Genomic DNA, 14430 nt, shown 5'->3' on the forward strand with positions numbered 1-14430 from the left:
CTACTTGGCCTTCACCAGGTGCTTGGTGACGGCCTTCGTCATGTCGAACATCGAGATCGCGTCCTTGCCGCCGAAGATCGGGCGCAGCTTCTCATCCGCCTTGATCATGCGGCGGTTCTTCTTGTCCTGCAGGCCGTGCTTCCTGATGTACGCCCACAGCTTCTTGATGAGCTCGGTGCGCGGCATCGGCTTCGTGCCGACGACGGCGGCGAGCTTGGCGTCTGGCGTCACAGGCTGCATGAACTGCGCGGCTGGCTGTCGCTTGGCGACCTTCTTCTTCGGCGCCTTGGTCACCTTCACCGCCTTAGGTGCCGCGGAGGCCTTCGGCGGTGCTGTCGGCTGCTCGGCCTTCGGCGCCTCTGCCTTCGGCGTGTGCTTCTTCAGGATCGCGCCAGCGTCGATGCCGAACTGCTTGGCCATCGGCTTGAGGCGCTGCTCGAACGTCCAGCTGTCGTCGAGGCGGAAGTAGCCACCGAACGCGCGCTGCGCGAAGAGACGGCGCACCAGGTCATCGACTGTGCGCGAGGGAAGCTTGGCTAGCCGAGACTTCCCAAGCGGCTCCCGGATGTCGCTCGAGTCCTTGATGATCGCCTGCAGCAGCGTCAACGGCTTGGCTTTGGCGATCGCAGCGAAGAGCGCGTCGAGGAGCTCCGGGGTCGCGGCTGTAAGTGCCGCCGCCTGCGCCTTCCGCGCAGCGTCCTCCTTGGCCTGCTGCTCACGCTGCTTCCGTGCGACCTCGGCCTCGCTGACCTTCTTGCCGGCCTTGCTCGTGAGCTCGCCGCGCCGGGCCTTCTCGCGGTCCTCGCGCCGCTTCACGTGCTGCGGCCAGTGCCGCTTGCAGCGGTCCTTGTTGGTGCAGACCAGGAGCGCGTGCCCGCGCGAGGCGTCGCCGGCGAACACGATACCCAGCACCGCGTAGTCGCACGTCGGCTGCCCTTGCTCGTTCTCCGCCCGCTTCCAGGAGAGGGGCCCGATCACCTTCTCGCTGCCCTTCACGCGGGGATCCACGTGCCCGAACGCGATGAAGACCTGCCGGCGCTTGGCCGCCGTCGCCGTCTCGATGGCCGCGGCCGTCGCCGGCAGCAGGTGCTCCAGCTCCGGGTGCGCCAGGTCGACGCGCACGTTGCGGTCGATCCACGCCCTCAGCTCGCGCACGGTGCGCGCCTTCTGGCCGCCGTTGTCCGGGCCGAGCAGCTTGAGCTCGTCCGGCGCGTGGCCCTCTGGCTGAAAGAGGCCTTCCTTGATCGCGCGCTTCTGGTCCGAGGTCCCGATCTTCGCGAGCTCGAGCGCATGGCCCAGCTCGATGCGGCCGTCCTCGAGGAGGCTCACGGCCTTCTCGTCGAGCTTCAGCAGCCGCAGGCGGTCGCGCACGTAGTCGACCGAGACGCCCGAGCGCTCGGCGATCTTCTCGACGGTCCAGCCCTCGAGGCGCTTCTGCAGGAGCGCATAGCCGCGCGCCTCCTCCATCGGCTGCAGGTCGCGCCGCTTCAGGTTCTCGAACGTCAGCGCCTCGAGGAACTCGGCGTCGCCGAGCGGCCGCACGACGCACTGCAGGTGCGTGAGGCCCGCCTTGCGCGCGGCACGGAGGCGGGTGGCGCCGGCAGCGAGCTCGTAGCGGCCGATCGCTTTCGGGTTCGGGCGCACCAGCGCGTGCGTCAGCTGGCCGCTGGCGAGCATCGACGCCGCGAGCTCGTCGATCCATGCCGCGGGGAAGTGCTTGCGTGGGTTGTCCGGGCTCTCGTCGATCAGCGAGAGGCCGATCGCCTCGACGCGCGCCTCGCCCGCGCGCTCCATCGCGCGCATCGAGGCCTCGCGGTTGGTCGGAGCGTCCTGTCGTTCCATGGTTGCCGTCATCCTGCCCTGCCCTCCATTCGGTTGGTGCGGGCCGCGAACAGCTGGCCCGCGATGCTGATCACCTCCGCCGACCCTGCGTAGAGCCCGTGCTTGGTCAGAACTGGCACCGCGTGCTCCGCCGCGGCGCTAAGCAGTTGCAGGTACTGCTGGAGATCGGTCGCTACGCCGCGGCGCACGCCGACCTCGACCATCCACGTGCCGTTGCCCTTCCGCCGCTTCGTCAGCGTGAGCGCGAAGTGGACGAGCGGCACCGCCAGAAAACCGCGATCGCCAGGCGGCAGGCCGGAGGTGTCGAGAGGCCGCGCCAGCGCGCCGCTCGTGAGCAGCCCGCCCTCGATCTCGACCAGCGGCACGAAGCCGCGCACGAGCTGGGCATCCGGCTGCCGCGTGCCGCGGAAGCGGAGCGCGAAGGGCCCGACGTTGGGCTCGTGCGCGTGCACGAGGTCGCAGTACGAGACATCGAGCACGAGTGGCTCGTCGAGCGACAGCCGGAACGTCCGCTCGATGGGGCGTTCGCTGCGCACGGTGGCGGGTGCCGTCACTTCTCCTCCAGCTCGAGCAGCAGCTCGCCGAATCGATGGTCCACGGTGTCGCCGAGCTCGCAGATCTTCGCGACCCGCTGGAGCTTCCGGACCGCCATGAAGAGCGCGATCGACTCCAGCGAATGGTTGCGCGGCGCGCGCGGCGCCTGGGTGATCGCGATGTTGAGCTGGTCGCCGATCGCATCGAAGGCGAGCGCGAGCTTCGTGGACGCGGCGCCGGCGTCGAGCTCCTGCTGCTCTTGGATCCTGATGTCCCGCTCATTCGGAGGCGTCATAGGTCGACGTCCACCGGCGGGCCCAGGAAGCGGCAGCGCTCCCAGTGCGTATGGAAGACGGACGGATGCCGATTGCCGGCGTCCTGCAGGCGCGCGTGCACGAACTCGTGCCGCCACGCGGCGTGCTCGTCTAGGCTCGGCCGCACGACGACCATGTGCGCGTCGCGGAAGTAGAAGCCCATCCAGAGCAGCGCGCTGTGGGACTCGAGCCAGCCGGGAGTGCCAGGCGGCACGCGCCAGAGGCGCAGCGTGGTGTCCGGGCTCTCGTCGAGACCGACGCAGCGCATGACGTCGCGCCACTCCGCCTGGATGGAGTCCGTCCACGGGATCTGCTCGCCGCCGTAGAGCTGGACGGGCAGCGGCGCGATGTAACCGCGAGGCGTCAGCATGCCGGCGAGCACGAGCAGGATCAGTCCTGTGCCGAGGACCTTTGCGACACGCTGCCGGCGCGCGCGATCGGGGCTAGTGGCCATTGGCGATCTCCTGGCGCACGCGCTGCATATCGTCGGTCGGCTGTTCGTGCCTGAGCAGACCACTCCCCTGGGCTCGCACGCGCTTGAGGACCTCGTCGGCCTCCGGGGCACAACCGAGGACACCCGAAGCCCACCCGATTAGCTCGGAGATCACGCCGATCAGCCGCTGCCGCTGGGTCCGGAGCTCGTGGTCGCTCGTCGCGAACGCGCGCTCCTTCGCCTCGACCTTCTCTAGCAACGCCGCCTTCTCCGCCTCGGCGACGTCGCGCCACCACTGCTGGCGCTCGGCCTCGCGCAGCGCGGCCGCGATGAGCTCGCGCCGCGGCGGAATCACGTTGCCGGCGGCGCAGTCCTTCGCGGAGTCCAGCAGCTGCCGCTCCATCGCGTCTTCCGGGTGCGGCATCGGCGGCATCACCGCGCGCGCGGAGCGGTCCGCCTCGAGCGCGAGCTGCGCGAGGTCGATGTGCAGGACCGACGGCGCGCCGTTGGTCAGGTAGTCGATCGCGGGCGCGCTCATGCGGAGACCCTCCGGCCGCACCGCGGCTCGAAGCGCAGGAGCAGTCGGCCCGTCGTGCGGTCGATGTGCTTCTGGATGCCGAGGATGTCGTGCGTGAAGTCGAACGCCGGCAGCGTGATCAGGCGCTCGAGGTCCAGGGGCGCATCGTTCGCCATGACGGCGGCGAGATCCATCTCCAGGCTCGTCTGCGGATCCACGGCCCCGGTGTCGGCCGTTAGGTCGACGATCCCGTCACGGACGGCTCGGCGCGCAATCGCGGCGATCACCGCGTTGTCGTCGGCGCTCACGTTGAAGCTGACCGGGCGCCGGCGGCGCTTCTTCGTCGCGGCGCTCATGCGGTAGCCCTCACCGGCAGCGCCATCGCCTGCAGGCGCAGCGCGCGTGCCCGCTCAGACATGGTGGCGGCCACGCGTGCGCAGAGATCGGCTTCCTCGTAGAGGCCGGCGGTGGTCGCGCCGTTCACGCGGCGGCGCATCTGCAGCACGTCCTCGTCGGCGTCCATGCGCTGTTCCTCCAGGTCGATGGCATCGAGGGAGCGCGGGACCGCCCCCGCGAGCTCGAAAGCCGTCTCGTACAGGACCTCCGCGAACCGCAGCAGCTCGGCGAGGTTCGCCCCCGACCGACGGAGCCGCTCCATCTGGTGCATCACCACCGCCAGCGCCGACTGCCCCGCGTAGGCCTTGCTGTGCGCCTTGTCCAGCTGGTGGTCCCGCCCGCCGGCGTGCAGCGCGCGCCGCACGGCGCCCCGCTTCATCACCGCGGCGTAGGCCCGCCGGACCACGGCGTCGCAGTCCCCCACGAACCGCACCGCCTCGCGCATCGCGCGGCGTCCTGCAAAGCCACCCGCCTCCGTTGCTCGCGCCATCCCCGCCTCCTGGTCAATCGTCCGGTATGCCCTGTGCCCTGCCCTGCCCATCCGATGCCCGCGCTCCACCACGCCGCTAGGCGGCGGGGAGTGCGGGAGTGTTCTGCTTGCGCTTGAATCGCTCGACGTCGCGCGAGATCGCGGCGTACATGAAGGCGCTGCGCGTGAGGCCCTTGGCCTTGGCGGCCGCGTCGAGGTCCTCGACCTCATCCACTGGGTAGCGGAAGGTGAGGATCGCGCCCAGTCCCTTGCGCTTGCGACGGGTGACGTTGGCTGACATTGTCCCTACGAGTGCAGAGGTAATACCTACCGTCAAGCTCTGGCCAAGAATATGGCCGGACCTTTACGGTGTCAAGCCCTGCCCGATTCCAGGAGCTCGGTTGACCTCACAGGACATGTTGGTAGAGCAGGCGCGGCAGGCAGCGCGCAGGGCGGTGGACGGTTCGAGCCTTCGGCGCGTGTCGTCCGAGATCGGCATCTCGCACCAGACGCTGGCCGACTTCATCGCCGCTGGCTCAACGCGAAGCCCGTACGGATCGTCGAGGGAGAAGCTGTTGGCATGGGCGCGGGCCAACGGCGCGCGCGAGCCCGGGGCTGATCAGCTGAACTTCTACCGCGGGAAGCAGGAAGCGCTGATGGGCATGATGCAGTACATCGTCTCACAGCAGGCGGAGATCGGAGCCTTCATGGACCGACTCCGTTCAGGAGAACCGGAGGATGAGCGACGGCCACGCCAGCGCACCCACGAGGAGCTCAGCCGAGAAGTCGAAGGTGCTGAAGCTGACGCCGAACTTCTTGCTCGACTGCAGTCTCTGCAGAAGTCCGCTGAGAAGAAGGGGAAGAAGCGGGCGTGAGGACTAGCGGCTCGAGGGCGCCGGTGTTGAGGGCCACCAGGATGGCGCCGTAGTCGAGGTCACGTCGACGCGACTGCACGAACGGCGGATGGCCTGGCATTCGGTCCCAGCGCACGAGATCCTCGGCGCGAATCTTCAGCACCGGCACATCATCCACCGCCCGCAGCCACAGCCTCGTCTCCGCCATGCCCCTATCCTCGCCTGTCGCCCCTGTTTCGGAATCCGTTCGGTAATGTAGCTGCCGTGGGGAGCCTCGCAACCTGACCTAGGGCGACTGGTTTCGGCACGTGACCTGCAGCACATTGGCGCAGATACACACCAAACCCTTCACTTGTTCGAGGGCTCATGCGAATCCGTGGCATCGCGCTCCTAGTCACGCTAGCGGCGGCTGCCGACTCGGCGACGAGCCAGGACGCGCGCTCGTGGCTCGACCGCTACGACAACGGCGGCCGCAGCAGTGGTAGAGGCGCGGATGAACGCATTGCGGGCTACCACGCCGTGAGTGGACGCGCGTTCCAAGCGGCCGGAGCAAGGACCCGCGGCGGCTGGCCGCAAGTCGTTCTGCGCGCGCTCTACGCCGACACGCTTGTAGAGGTGCAGGTCCCACTTGGCGACTTCGCGCCGTGGCTCGAGTCCGCAATCGACAGCTTTCTCGTCGCGAGCGCCCCGAAGGCTGGACGGGTTGTTCCGATTCGACTCGGTGAGCCCGCGGTAGACGACGTGCACGAGCGAGCCTTTGGCGCTGCACGCTACGTGAGGCCCGACAGCAGTGAGACGGTCGTGCTGTTCTTCTTTGACTTCGACGACGAGCTCGACTTCAAGGTCGAGATGTCGCCGGCGGACTTCGTGATCATCCTGGGGTTGCTCGCCGATGCCGGCGATGCCGCCGATGACCTCGCCGCCGTCGATCGGACGATCCCCTACAGAACGATGCGCGAGCGCCTGCGCCGACTCGGCGCCGCCCGATTGCATCCAGAGGAGTGATCCGATGAGTGGCATCATGGAGCGCGTAATCGACGAGACTCCCGTCGCGATCATCGACTTCGAAACCACGGGCCTCTCGCCCAAGTCACTGTGTAGAGTGGTTGAGGTGGCGGTGGTCCGGGTGAATCCCAATGGTGGCCACCACGTCGTGTACGACTCGCTGGTGGATCCTGGCGGGCCCGTTGCCTGCTCCAGCATTCACGGCATCTTCGACGAAGACGTTGTCGGAGCTCCGTCGTTCGTCGATGTCCTCGAGCCGCTGGCAGCCGCGCTCCGCGGGTGCGTCGTGCTCGCATTCAATGCCTCGTTCGACATGGCGTTCCTCCACTCCGAACTGGCCTTCGCGCTCAAGCGATCGGAGTCGCCGCTGCGGGTGCCGTACGGCTGCCTGATGTATATGCGCCCCGCCATCGGCATTGGGCCGCGCTGCGGGCTGCACGACGCCGTCTCTCACCACGACATCCCAGCGCCGGACCATCGCGCCGCACACGACGCGCTCGCCGGCGCACTGCTGTGGCAAGTCTATCGAGAGCACATGCGCGCGCGCGGCATCCGCACGTTCGGCGATCTCGCGGCGCGGAAGCACTACAAGTTCATGGAGAGCTGGGAGTTCGATCCGCTGCGTGGTGATGCCCTTGGGGACGTCGCGGTCCCCGCGAGCCGACTGCACTCGAAGCCACGCGTCACGCCGATCACGTACCCCGACCACGATGCAGTCGCAGCGGTGCAAGAAGCCGCTGCAGCGGAGCACTCGAATCGAGTGCGCCGGCGCGTGCGCGCGCTCCGCATCGGCGGCTATGCCCATGCACTGGTGGACGCGTTCGCGGATGCCATCATGACGCCGGAAGAGTTCCACTCCCTCGAGCGACTGCAGCGCGAACTCGAGCTCACTCCCGGCGAGATTCGGTCGGTGCATGCCGACTTCTACTCGGCGGTCTTGATGACATGCGTCGAGGATGGGTTCGTCTCGCACCAGGAGTCGAAGAACATCGCCGAGGTTGGCAGCATTCTTCGGGACCTCGGCTGGGCACCGGGCGATAACAGCGCACCCGCCGCGCCGTGATCCGCCGGATCCGGACCTACGGGGGCGAGGGCGCGGGATCCCTGCTCGAGGTGGAGGGGCACGCCCGGGTGGGGGATCTCATCCGGGTGCCGCTGAAGGACCGCCCTGGCCACGTGGCCGAGTACGAGCTCGCACGGGATCCCAACGACACCAGCGGCACCGGCCTCTGCCTGGTCTGGCTGCGGGTGGTGGAGACGGAGCGAGAGCGCGCGTGAGTCCCGATCCGTTCTTCAAGGGTGTCAAGGAGTGGGGCCACTACAAGCACCGCATCCTCTCCAAGTACCTGACTATCTGGGTGCGCAAGCTCGGGTCACGGCACAAGACGCTCGCCTTCGTCGACTCGTGCGCCGGGTCCGGGTACTACGACGACGACACGGCAGGGTCCCCAATCATCGCGGCGCGCCTGAACGACGCGCCCGACCGCGGCAATCACGCGCGGGTGATGGTCTTCGCCTGCGAGCAGAACGATGAGAACTACGCGCGGCTCGCCACGGCATTGCGGCCGTGGATCCAGCGGTCGCCGCAGCTCGCGGATGCGCTTCACGGCCCGTTCCAGCTTTTCCTCGAGTCGATCGTGCAGGTCACGGAGCGCTGGCCGACGTTGTTTTTCATCGACCCGTACGGGATGAAGGACGTGAGCATCGACGCCCTCACACCGATCCTGGAGAACCAGAGCGCGCGCAAGGAGCTCATCGTGCGGGTGCCGCCCGGCATCCTCAGCCGCTGGTGGGGGCGCCTGCAGGAGCGACCGACCAGCGAGCGCCACGCGCGCGAGCTCGACGCCTTCCGCCGCAACCTGGAGGCGTGCAACGTCGACCCGGCGTTCGCGGAGATGTTGAAGTCCGCCGAGTTCACCGGCGCGGACCGGCAGCAGGCCTTGCTCGAGCGCTACCTGGTCCCGATCTACGAGCGCTTCCGCTGGGTGCAGCTCGTGCCGATCAAGGCGACGTTCACCGGCGCGCCGCGCTACTTCATCCTGCACGCGACCGACAGCCCCGATGGCTGCGCCTACCTCAACGACGTGGCGAGCGCGCTGCGTGACGAGCTCTATGCGACCACGGAGCAGCGGCGCGATGCCGCGCTGGGACAGGGCAGCCTCTTCGGGCCGCTGCCGGCGCCGCGCACCGTCTCGATGCGCGAGCTCGAGGAGCTGCTGCTCGAGGAGCTCCGGCACACCGGCGGCGCCCCATGGATCGAGCTGCGCGCCATGCTCGCGTCGGTCTTCGGCCCGGAGTTCCGGAAGAAGGACCATGTGCAGGCTCTACGACATCTCGTGTCGCGCCACCAGGCCCGGCCCTTCGAGGGCGCAGAGCCCGAGGACCGCGAGACCGTCACGCCGGCCTAGGCCCGCAGGAGCTCGCGCGGATACTCGTCCCAGGTGCGGCCGTCGAGCTCACGCCCACCCGCCTTGGGTGTGAAGCCGCCCCACTGCTTCCAGAAGAAGGCGACACCTGCGCGCTTGCACATGTCGCGCAGCTCCCGGGCCCAGGCGATATCGACGGGCCGCGCGCCGGCGCCGCTCTCGCCGCCGCCAATCACCCAGTCGATGCCGGAGACGTCGAGCTCGGCCAGCGAGCCCAGCAGCGGCTCAGCGCTGATGAACTTCACGACGGCCGGAACATCACGCAGTGCATCCGCGCGCCGCGCGACCCGCATGTCCTCGATCGACGTGCCCATCCAGATGTTCGGGGTCCAGTCGAGTTCATCGCCGAGCCGCGCGGCCCGCTCCGGCCGCTTCGTCAGCACCTGGAACTGGTGCTGCGGGCACGCATTCATGACCTCGAACACCATGCGGATCTGTTCAAGGCTGAAGTGCGCGTGGAAGACGTCGCTCATGGAGTTCACGAAGACGCGGCGCGGCTCCCGCCACTTGAACGGCACCACTAGGCGCTCCTCCCAAAACCGGGGCGCGAAGGGGTCGTTGCGATTTGCCTCGGTGTCCTTCACCGGCGGGTGCGCGAGATAACGATGGCGCGTGCGCCGCTGCGCGACGACGTGGGCGTAGCAGTTGTCGCACCCCGCCGAAATCTTCGTGCACCCGGTCATCGGGTTCCAGACTTCGTCGGTCCATTCGATGGCAGTGGGCATCGCGCGTACTCGCGTTCGGGGGAAGGCCGCTCGGCCATCAAGTAGACGAATAGACGCCGAATCCGCAATTCCCTACCCCGGCACCGCGCTTCTCGACCCGCCACCCCCGCCCCTTGCATTTTACCGTTAGAGGTATTATTATCAATGCACACCCTGAACGAGGTGAGCATTGAATGAAAGGCCGCTGTACCCCAAGCAGATCTTCTACTCGGAGCACGCAGCCGAGCGGATGGTCGAGCGAGGGTTCTCCAGCGAGGATGTGCGGCGCATCCTCTTCACCGGCGACGTTGCGGTGAGTTCGTACCAGCCGCCGAAGGGGCCGAGGCGACACGCTCGGCAGTTGGTCCTTCGAGGTCATCCCGCAAAGGTCGTCTTCGTTATCTGGCCCACGCGGTACGACATCATCACGGTGGAGTGGGTGACCGAATAGGTCACCCGCTCCTCCGGGAGCTCGCCTCGTTCAGGCACGTCGCAGCAGCACTCACGTTAGGATCACCATCTGCAGCACCAGGAGCGACCGCTATGGCCAACACCAAGCAGACCGCGCGGAAGCGCACGCGCAGCATCGCGCCCAAGAATGCCCAGACCGCGAAGGCGCCGCGGATGTCCTACGACCCCGCCGTCGACGCGGCCGCGATTGTCTTCGTGGCCAAGCCGCACGGCCGCCCCGTCACGCGCGAGCTCGCGCCCCACATCCGCGCCGACTACGTGGGCGAGCAGCTCGTCGCGTTCGAGATCCTGGACGCCTCAGCGATCCTGCCGTTGCAGGTCCTGCAGGCGATGGGACCGGCGGGGGCCATGCTCACCATCCTCGAGGCGGCAGCGGAGACCAGGCGCGAGCCGCAGACCATCCGCAAGGCGATCGCCGCCGGCAAGATCGTCGGCGCCGAGAAGGACGGCCGCGACTGGCGCGTGCCCCGGCACGCGCTGCTCAACTACATCGAGCAGCTCAAGCCGGCGGGACGGCCGCTCAAGTCTGCGGCGCGTTGAACCGACCCGCACCTTCGGCGTCGCTTCGGCGGAAGGCTCGAGAGCCGCTTGCGGAGGCGGCGCCCGGAGACGACACTTCCCCCGGATGAAGAGCGTCTTCGCTGTCCTCGCCGCCGAGCATCCTGAGAAGCTCGCTCAAGCGATCACCGCCAAGTTTCCCGACGACTCGCTCGAGCTCGACCGGGGACAGTGGCTCGTGTCCTCAGACGGCACCTCCCAGCATGTCTGCGAGCGCATCGGTATCATCGAGAAGAACGCCGAGGGAGTGATCCGCAAGGGCTCGGTCGGCAGCGCCCTCGTGGTCTCCGTCTCGGGCTACTACGGTGTGAAGTCGTCGAACCTCTGGGAGTGGATCAGGGCGCACTGGGAGACTGCGTAGTGGGCCGGCGACCGAAGAGCGGCGAGCATCCTGCCCAGTCGGTGCCAACGGCACCCACGTCTTTTCCTCAGACGCCTCCCCCGCCGGTCGGCGCCGACCTGAGCGGCTGGGTACTCACGGCCGTCAACCGTCTCGAGTCGTCGTCGGGCAAGATGGACGCGCGCCTCGACGCGATCGAGCGAGCGCTTGAGAAGCTCGACGGATCCATCGGGCGGGTGGAGTCCGAGATCAAGGGCCACGGGAAGTGGATGCACACACTTCAGGTCGTCGGCGGCATCATCGTACTCGTGATGAGCTGGACGTTCGTGAACGCCGTCTGGCCCTGGCTAAAGCCAAAGCTCGGACTCTAGGCTATCGCGCGCAGCTCACGGCTGCGAGGAGCACGCCGACGCCCGCGCCAATCGCCGCGCCACCGATCGCGCCGAGCTGTGCCCCTACAGCCGCGCCGCCGGCGGCGCCGGATCCGTAGCACGCCACGCCAAGTAGCCGGCGCCACCGGGAGTCGAGGCCTTCGAGGGCCTCGACCTGGTCGCGCCGTGCGGCCGCGAGGTCCTCAACGGCCGTGAACGTCACCTCCACCCGCGCGGCAATCGCCTCGAGCGGCAGGATCCGCAGCTCGGCCGCGCGCCGTTCACCAAGCGAGAGCCAACGGTACCGCTCCGCCAGGGCGGCGAGTCGCTCGAGCTCCACGCGCGCGGTGGCCAGCTCGAGCAAGGAATCCGCAGCGGCCGCGCGCGCGCGCTGGATCCCCGCCTCGAGCGCGCGTCCGCCTGCATCCGCCGCGAGCTTCGCCTGCTCGTGTGCGACGGATCCGCGCTGCGCCGAGTCCTGCAGCTGCTGGATGACGGCACGCTCGTCAGCCAGCACGAGCTCGAGCGAGTCCGCGCGCGCGCCGGCCGCCGTCGCCTCCGCGCGCAGCCGGCTCCGATCGGGCAGCAGCCAACCGAGCACGAGCGCGGCCACGAAGACCGCGCAGACAATCCAGAGCAGCCGCTCGAGGCGAGAGCTCACGGCACCGGCGCGGTGGCAGGCGGATCCATCCGGATCGTGAGCCGCGGCCGGCCAGCACCGGGATAGGTGCGTTTGCCTCGGCCCGGGATGTCGACCTCGCACTCCACGTAGTACTCCTTGCCGACGACGCGCTCGCCGGGGAGCAGCGCGCGACTCACGAGGCCGAGCTCCGCATCCTCCACGACTGTCACCCCCGCGTCGATGCGGGTGTTCGTCGCGATGTCCCGGAGGATGATCTTGCAGTTCCACCCCGTGAGGTTCTGGGGGTGGAGCGTGGTCCCGAGCTGCATCGTGATCGGGTCGGCCGTGTCGGTAGCGACAAAGAGGACATCCGGCACGGGTCACCTCACCAGGTGGGCCCGCGCCTCATCCTTCACGAGCGAGGCCTGCGCGGGCAGGGGAAGGGGCTCGGCCGGCGTCACGTCGACGCCGGCACCGAAGAGGAGCATCCAGAGCGTGAGCATCAGGGCGTGGGGAGGGAGGTGGCGATGGCCTGCAGGTTCTCGCGGGTCAGCTGCCGGGTCAGCGCGACGGTGGCGCCGTCGCCGTGGTAGACCGTGAGCACGCCGTCGACGATGCGAAGGTCCATGAGTCCGCCCGCGATCGCGTCCGCCACGCTGGGCGCGTCGTTGGAGCCACCCTGCTGATTGCGAGCGAGCAGGGCGTCGGCGTTCTGTACGGCGGTGGGGAGCGCGGCCACCGCCGCGGCCGTCGCGAGCGGGGCCACCGCCGCCGCGAGGTCCGCCGGCGTCGCCCCGTCGTAGGCGGTGATGAGGCTGGCCACGTCGCCGGGCGTCGCACGCGTGCTGACCGCGGCATCGAGAGCGGCCAGGCGCGTATCACCGAGCGCGGTGAGGCCTGCACCATCGACGCCCACCTGCGCCTGCAGGTCCTCGGTGTCCTCGCGGATCGCCGCGAGCTGCGTGGAGTTGGCGTCGATCTCCGCGCGGATCGCCGCGGCACTCGGGGCGGATCCGCCGGTGGGCGCCTGCTCGAGCGCGTTCGCCGTGAGCCGGGAGACACCGCCGTCGTTCTCCACCAGCTCGTTGAGCAACGCGGTCCCGACGCCGGGCTTTGCCGCCGGGTCGTAGTCCGCCGCGAGCAGGTGGTCGAGGTGGATGTCGGCGAGTGCCGCGTCGGCCTGGCTCTTCACCTGCGCGGGCGTCGCCGCGCCACCGGCGAGCGTGCCGATCGCGGCGAGCTGCGTGTCGAGGTTGGCAGCGCCCAGGCCGACCGCGCCGCGCACGTCCGCCGCGGAGAGGTCGGTGAACCCGGTGACGCCCGTGCCCTTCGCGAGCACGATGTTCGTGCCGGCCGTGAGCACGCGAGTGGCGTGCGACCAGATATCGGCGATGAGCGTGCCGACCGTCGTGAGGCTGCGAGTTGCAACGGACCAAACGGCGTCGAAGGCACCTGCGGCGAACTTCGCGGCGGTCAGCGCGCCGTCGGCAATGGCGGTCGCGGTGACAGCGTTCGCGGCCATGCTGACGACATTGGCGTCGACCGTTGCGGCGAACACGTCCGCGGGACCAATCTGCGCCTCGAGCTTCGTCAGCGCGCAGCCGGAAGGCTTGAGGTAGCCGCGCACGATGGCGCCGGCGGTCTGGTTCGCCTCGGCCTGCGTGAGCTCGACGTAGTACTCACCGTTCGTCCCGTTCACCTTCACGATGTCGTTCGTCGACGCGGCCGGGGTGCCGCCATCGACCGAGAGCGTGACCTTCACGCCTGTGACCGTGATGTCCTCTGGGGTCACGAGGTCGGTGGCGTCGACCAGGGTGAAGGGGATTCGGCGGAGCGCCGCGGTGCTGGAGTTGCTCGGGATGATGCGCATGGTTAGGCCGCCGTGAGGAGATGGAGTCTGCGATAGCGCCGCTTCGCGGCGGGGGACGGACCGGACGCAATCCCGTTGGCCGCGACGAGCCAGTTGCTGGCCCCGTCCGGCGTGGTCGTGAACGACCACGAGGCGGTGACGGCACCCAGTTCGTGCTGATAGCCGGCGGCCGCGTATTGGTCCTGAAAGGAGGCGTGGACGTTGGCCAGCAACGTGTGCCCGGCGCCCGTGGCCGAGAAGGACTGCGTCGTGCTCGCGGTGAGGAGTGCACCAACGATGGAGACCAGCTCCTGATCAGCCGTGACACTCGCGCCGTATTCCGTGGACATGTCGGACTCGCGCACCGGAGTGCCCCACGGCGTTCCCGCGAGGTCCAGATCAGAGTACGGGATCGCGATGATGATGGTGTTCCGGTTCGCGTTCAGCGCGACCGACAGGTCCGCGGCACCAGCGTTCGCGTTGTCGAGGCGGTACACGCGTGTTGCCCACCCGGAGCCGTCGAACGATCCATTCGTGGCGAAGAGAGTCGGGGTCTGCCCGTCGCGCGAAATGGCGGTGACTTCTTCAGTCCCGGTCTTCCGAAACTGCACGAACGTGAGCAGGCCACGGTTGGCACCGCTGCAGGTGACGGAAAGCAGGTGCGGGGTGGTCGCACCTCCGTTGGTAGCCAATGAAGCAAGAGTCCCGCGAGTCGGGCGAGCCAT

Annotated in this window: 22 protein-coding genes; 9 read left to right on the forward strand and 13 right to left on the reverse strand. The window is 68.7% G+C overall.

Going from position 1 to position 14430, the window contains the following annotated elements; all coding sequences use genetic code 11:
• The 8 genes from KF709_02465 to KF709_02500 form a co-directional block, all read right to left on the reverse strand.
• A complete protein-coding gene (locus tag KF709_02465; GenBank protein ID MBX3173242.1) occupies window positions 1–1854 on the reverse strand; it encodes a ParB/RepB/Spo0J family partition protein in 1854 nt (617 codons plus the stop codon).
• Window positions 1851–2396: a hypothetical protein gene (locus tag KF709_02470; protein MBX3173243.1), complete on the reverse strand. Its 546-nt coding sequence runs from the start codon at window positions 2394–2396 to the stop codon at window positions 1851–1853. The genes KF709_02465 and KF709_02470 overlap by 4 nt, the downstream gene beginning before the upstream one ends.
• Window positions 2393–2671 (reverse strand): hypothetical protein, encoded by a 279-nt coding sequence (locus KF709_02475; GenBank protein ID MBX3173244.1) that lies wholly within the window; start codon window positions 2669–2671, stop codon window positions 2393–2395. The genes KF709_02470 and KF709_02475 overlap by 4 nt, the downstream gene beginning before the upstream one ends.
• Window positions 2668–3144 carry a hypothetical protein gene (locus tag KF709_02480; GenBank protein MBX3173245.1) on the reverse strand — a complete coding sequence of 159 codons (477 nt, stop codon included), beginning with the start codon at window positions 3142–3144 and terminating at the stop codon, window positions 2668–2670. The genes KF709_02475 and KF709_02480 overlap by 4 nt, the downstream gene beginning before the upstream one ends.
• A complete protein-coding gene (locus KF709_02485) occupies window positions 3134–3661 on the reverse strand; it encodes a hypothetical protein (GenBank protein MBX3173246.1) in 528 nt (175 codons plus the stop codon). Before KF709_02485 ends, KF709_02480 begins: the two co-directional genes overlap by 11 nt.
• Window positions 3658–3996, reverse strand: a complete 339-nt coding sequence (locus KF709_02490; protein ID MBX3173247.1) for a hypothetical protein — start codon at window positions 3994–3996, stop codon at window positions 3658–3660. The genes KF709_02485 and KF709_02490 overlap by 4 nt, the downstream gene beginning before the upstream one ends.
• Window positions 3993–4526, reverse strand: coding sequence for a hypothetical protein (locus tag KF709_02495; protein ID MBX3173248.1), 534 nt, complete (start codon window positions 4524–4526; stop codon window positions 3993–3995). The genes KF709_02490 and KF709_02495 overlap by 4 nt, the downstream gene beginning before the upstream one ends.
• Before the next feature lie 76 nt (window positions 4527–4602).
• Complete coding sequence (locus KF709_02500; GenBank protein ID MBX3173249.1) at window positions 4603–4806, reverse strand: hypothetical protein; 204 nt, start codon at window positions 4804–4806, stop codon at window positions 4603–4605.
• Window positions 4807–4906: 100 nt separating this feature from the next.
• Here KF709_02500 and KF709_02505 point away from each other — a divergent pair, with 100 nt between their 5' ends.
• The 5 genes from KF709_02505 (at window position 4907) to tcmP (ending at window position 8772) form a co-directional block, all read left to right on the forward strand.
• Window positions 4907–5380: a hypothetical protein gene (locus KF709_02505; protein MBX3173250.1), complete on the forward strand. Its 474-nt coding sequence runs from the start codon at window positions 4907–4909 to the stop codon at window positions 5378–5380.
• A 345-nt stretch (window positions 5381–5725) separates the two neighbouring features.
• Complete coding sequence (locus KF709_02510; protein ID MBX3173251.1) at window positions 5726–6364, forward strand: hypothetical protein; 639 nt, start codon at window positions 5726–5728, stop codon at window positions 6362–6364.
• 4 nt (window positions 6365–6368) lie between these two features.
• Window positions 6369–7427, forward strand: a complete 1059-nt coding sequence (locus KF709_02515) for a 3'-5' exonuclease (GenBank protein ID MBX3173252.1) — start codon at window positions 6369–6371, stop codon at window positions 7425–7427.
• A complete protein-coding gene (locus KF709_02520) occupies window positions 7424–7642 on the forward strand; it encodes a hypothetical protein (protein MBX3173253.1) in 219 nt (72 codons plus the stop codon). The genes KF709_02515 and KF709_02520 overlap by 4 nt, the downstream gene beginning before the upstream one ends.
• The gene (gene tcmP / locus KF709_02525) at window positions 7639–8772 is read left to right on the forward strand and encodes a three-Cys-motif partner protein TcmP (protein ID MBX3173254.1); all 1134 of its coding nucleotides are present in this window, start codon (window positions 7639–7641) and stop codon (window positions 8770–8772) included. The genes KF709_02520 and tcmP overlap by 4 nt, the downstream gene beginning before the upstream one ends.
• Here the strand turns inward: tcmP and KF709_02530 are convergent.
• Window positions 8769–9515 (reverse strand): phage Gp37/Gp68 family protein, encoded by a 747-nt coding sequence (locus KF709_02530; protein ID MBX3173255.1) that lies wholly within the window; start codon window positions 9513–9515, stop codon window positions 8769–8771. The genes tcmP and KF709_02530 overlap by 4 nt on opposite strands.
• 169 nt (window positions 9516–9684) lie before the next feature.
• Here KF709_02530 and KF709_02535 point away from each other — a divergent pair, with 169 nt between their 5' ends.
• From KF709_02535 to KF709_02550, 4 genes are all read left to right on the forward strand, one after another.
• Window positions 9685–9945 carry a DUF4258 domain-containing protein gene (locus KF709_02535; protein MBX3173256.1) on the forward strand — a complete coding sequence of 87 codons (261 nt, stop codon included), beginning with the start codon at window positions 9685–9687 and terminating at the stop codon, window positions 9943–9945.
• Between the two features lie 92 nt (window positions 9946–10037).
• Entirely contained in the window at window positions 10038–10505 is a 468-nt protein-coding gene (locus KF709_02540; GenBank protein MBX3173257.1) for a DUF2283 domain-containing protein, read from the forward strand.
• Between the two features lie 85 nt (window positions 10506–10590).
• A complete protein-coding gene (locus KF709_02545) occupies window positions 10591–10884 on the forward strand; it encodes a hypothetical protein (protein MBX3173258.1) in 294 nt (97 codons plus the stop codon).
• A complete protein-coding gene (locus KF709_02550) occupies window positions 10884–11234 on the forward strand; it encodes a hypothetical protein (GenBank protein MBX3173259.1) in 351 nt (116 codons plus the stop codon). The genes KF709_02545 and KF709_02550 overlap by 1 nt, the downstream gene beginning before the upstream one ends.
• A 1-nt stretch (window position 11235) precedes the next feature.
• Here KF709_02550 and KF709_02555 read toward each other — a convergent pair whose 3' ends face one another.
• From KF709_02555 to KF709_02570, 4 genes are all read right to left on the reverse strand, one after another.
• Window positions 11236–11895 carry a hypothetical protein gene (locus KF709_02555; protein ID MBX3173260.1) on the reverse strand — a complete coding sequence of 220 codons (660 nt, stop codon included), beginning with the start codon at window positions 11893–11895 and terminating at the stop codon, window positions 11236–11238.
• Window positions 11892–12233, reverse strand: a complete 342-nt coding sequence (locus KF709_02560; protein MBX3173261.1) for a hypothetical protein — start codon at window positions 12231–12233, stop codon at window positions 11892–11894. Before KF709_02560 ends, KF709_02555 begins: the two co-directional genes overlap by 4 nt.
• 125 nt (window positions 12234–12358) lie before the next feature.
• Window positions 12359–13726 (reverse strand): hypothetical protein, encoded by a 1368-nt coding sequence (locus tag KF709_02565; protein MBX3173262.1) that lies wholly within the window; start codon window positions 13724–13726, stop codon window positions 12359–12361.
• Between the two features lie 2 nt (window positions 13727–13728).
• Window positions 13729–14430 (reverse strand): hypothetical protein, encoded by a 702-nt coding sequence (locus KF709_02570; GenBank protein ID MBX3173263.1) that lies wholly within the window; start codon window positions 14428–14430, stop codon window positions 13729–13731.

Source organism: Gemmatimonadaceae bacterium, assembly GCA_019637445.1.
Lineage (GTDB): Bacteria > Gemmatimonadota > Gemmatimonadetes > Gemmatimonadales > Gemmatimonadaceae > Pseudogemmatithrix.

What these genes read in the sequence shown, in the direction of transcription:
- KF709_02465 (MBX3173242.1), bottom strand. Translation starts at nt 1,854, where the DNA reads ATGACGGCAACCATGGAACGACAGGACGCTCCGACCAACCGCGAGGCC.
- KF709_02475 (MBX3173244.1), bottom strand. Translation starts at nt 2,671, where the DNA reads ATGACGCCTCCGAATGAGCGGGACATCAGGATCCAAGAGCAGCAGGAG.
- KF709_02480 (MBX3173245.1), bottom strand. Translation starts at nt 3,144, where the DNA reads ATGGCCACTAGCCCCGATCGCGCGCGCCGGCAGCGTGTCGCAAAGGTC.
- KF709_02485 (MBX3173246.1), bottom strand. Translation starts at nt 3,661, where the DNA reads ATGAGCGCGCCCGCGATCGACTACCTGACCAACGGCGCGCCGTCGGTC.
- KF709_02490 (MBX3173247.1), bottom strand. Translation starts at nt 3,996, where the DNA reads ATGAGCGCCGCGACGAAGAAGCGCCGCCGGCGCCCGGTCAGCTTCAAC.
- KF709_02495 (MBX3173248.1), bottom strand. Translation starts at nt 4,526, where the DNA reads ATGGCGCGAGCAACGGAGGCGGGTGGCTTTGCAGGACGCCGCGCGATG.
- KF709_02500 (MBX3173249.1), bottom strand. Translation starts at nt 4,806, where the DNA reads ATGTCAGCCAACGTCACCCGTCGCAAGCGCAAGGGACTGGGCGCGATC.
- KF709_02510 (MBX3173251.1), top strand. Translation starts at nt 5,726, where the DNA reads ATGCGAATCCGTGGCATCGCGCTCCTAGTCACGCTAGCGGCGGCTGCC.
- KF709_02515 (MBX3173252.1), top strand. Translation starts at nt 6,369, where the DNA reads ATGAGTGGCATCATGGAGCGCGTAATCGACGAGACTCCCGTCGCGATC.
- KF709_02530 (MBX3173255.1), bottom strand. Translation starts at nt 9,515, where the DNA reads ATGCCCACTGCCATCGAATGGACCGACGAAGTCTGGAACCCGATGACC.
- KF709_02540 (MBX3173257.1), top strand. Translation starts at nt 10,038, where the DNA reads ATGGCCAACACCAAGCAGACCGCGCGGAAGCGCACGCGCAGCATCGCG.
- KF709_02545 (MBX3173258.1), top strand. Translation starts at nt 10,591, where the DNA reads ATGAAGAGCGTCTTCGCTGTCCTCGCCGCCGAGCATCCTGAGAAGCTC.
- KF709_02565 (MBX3173262.1), bottom strand. Translation starts at nt 13,726, where the DNA reads ATGCGCATCATCCCGAGCAACTCCAGCACCGCGGCGCTCCGCCGAATC.
- KF709_02570 (MBX3173263.1), bottom strand. Translation starts at nt 14,430, where the DNA reads ATGGCTCGCCCGACTCGCGGGACTCTTGCTTCATTGGCTACCAACGGA.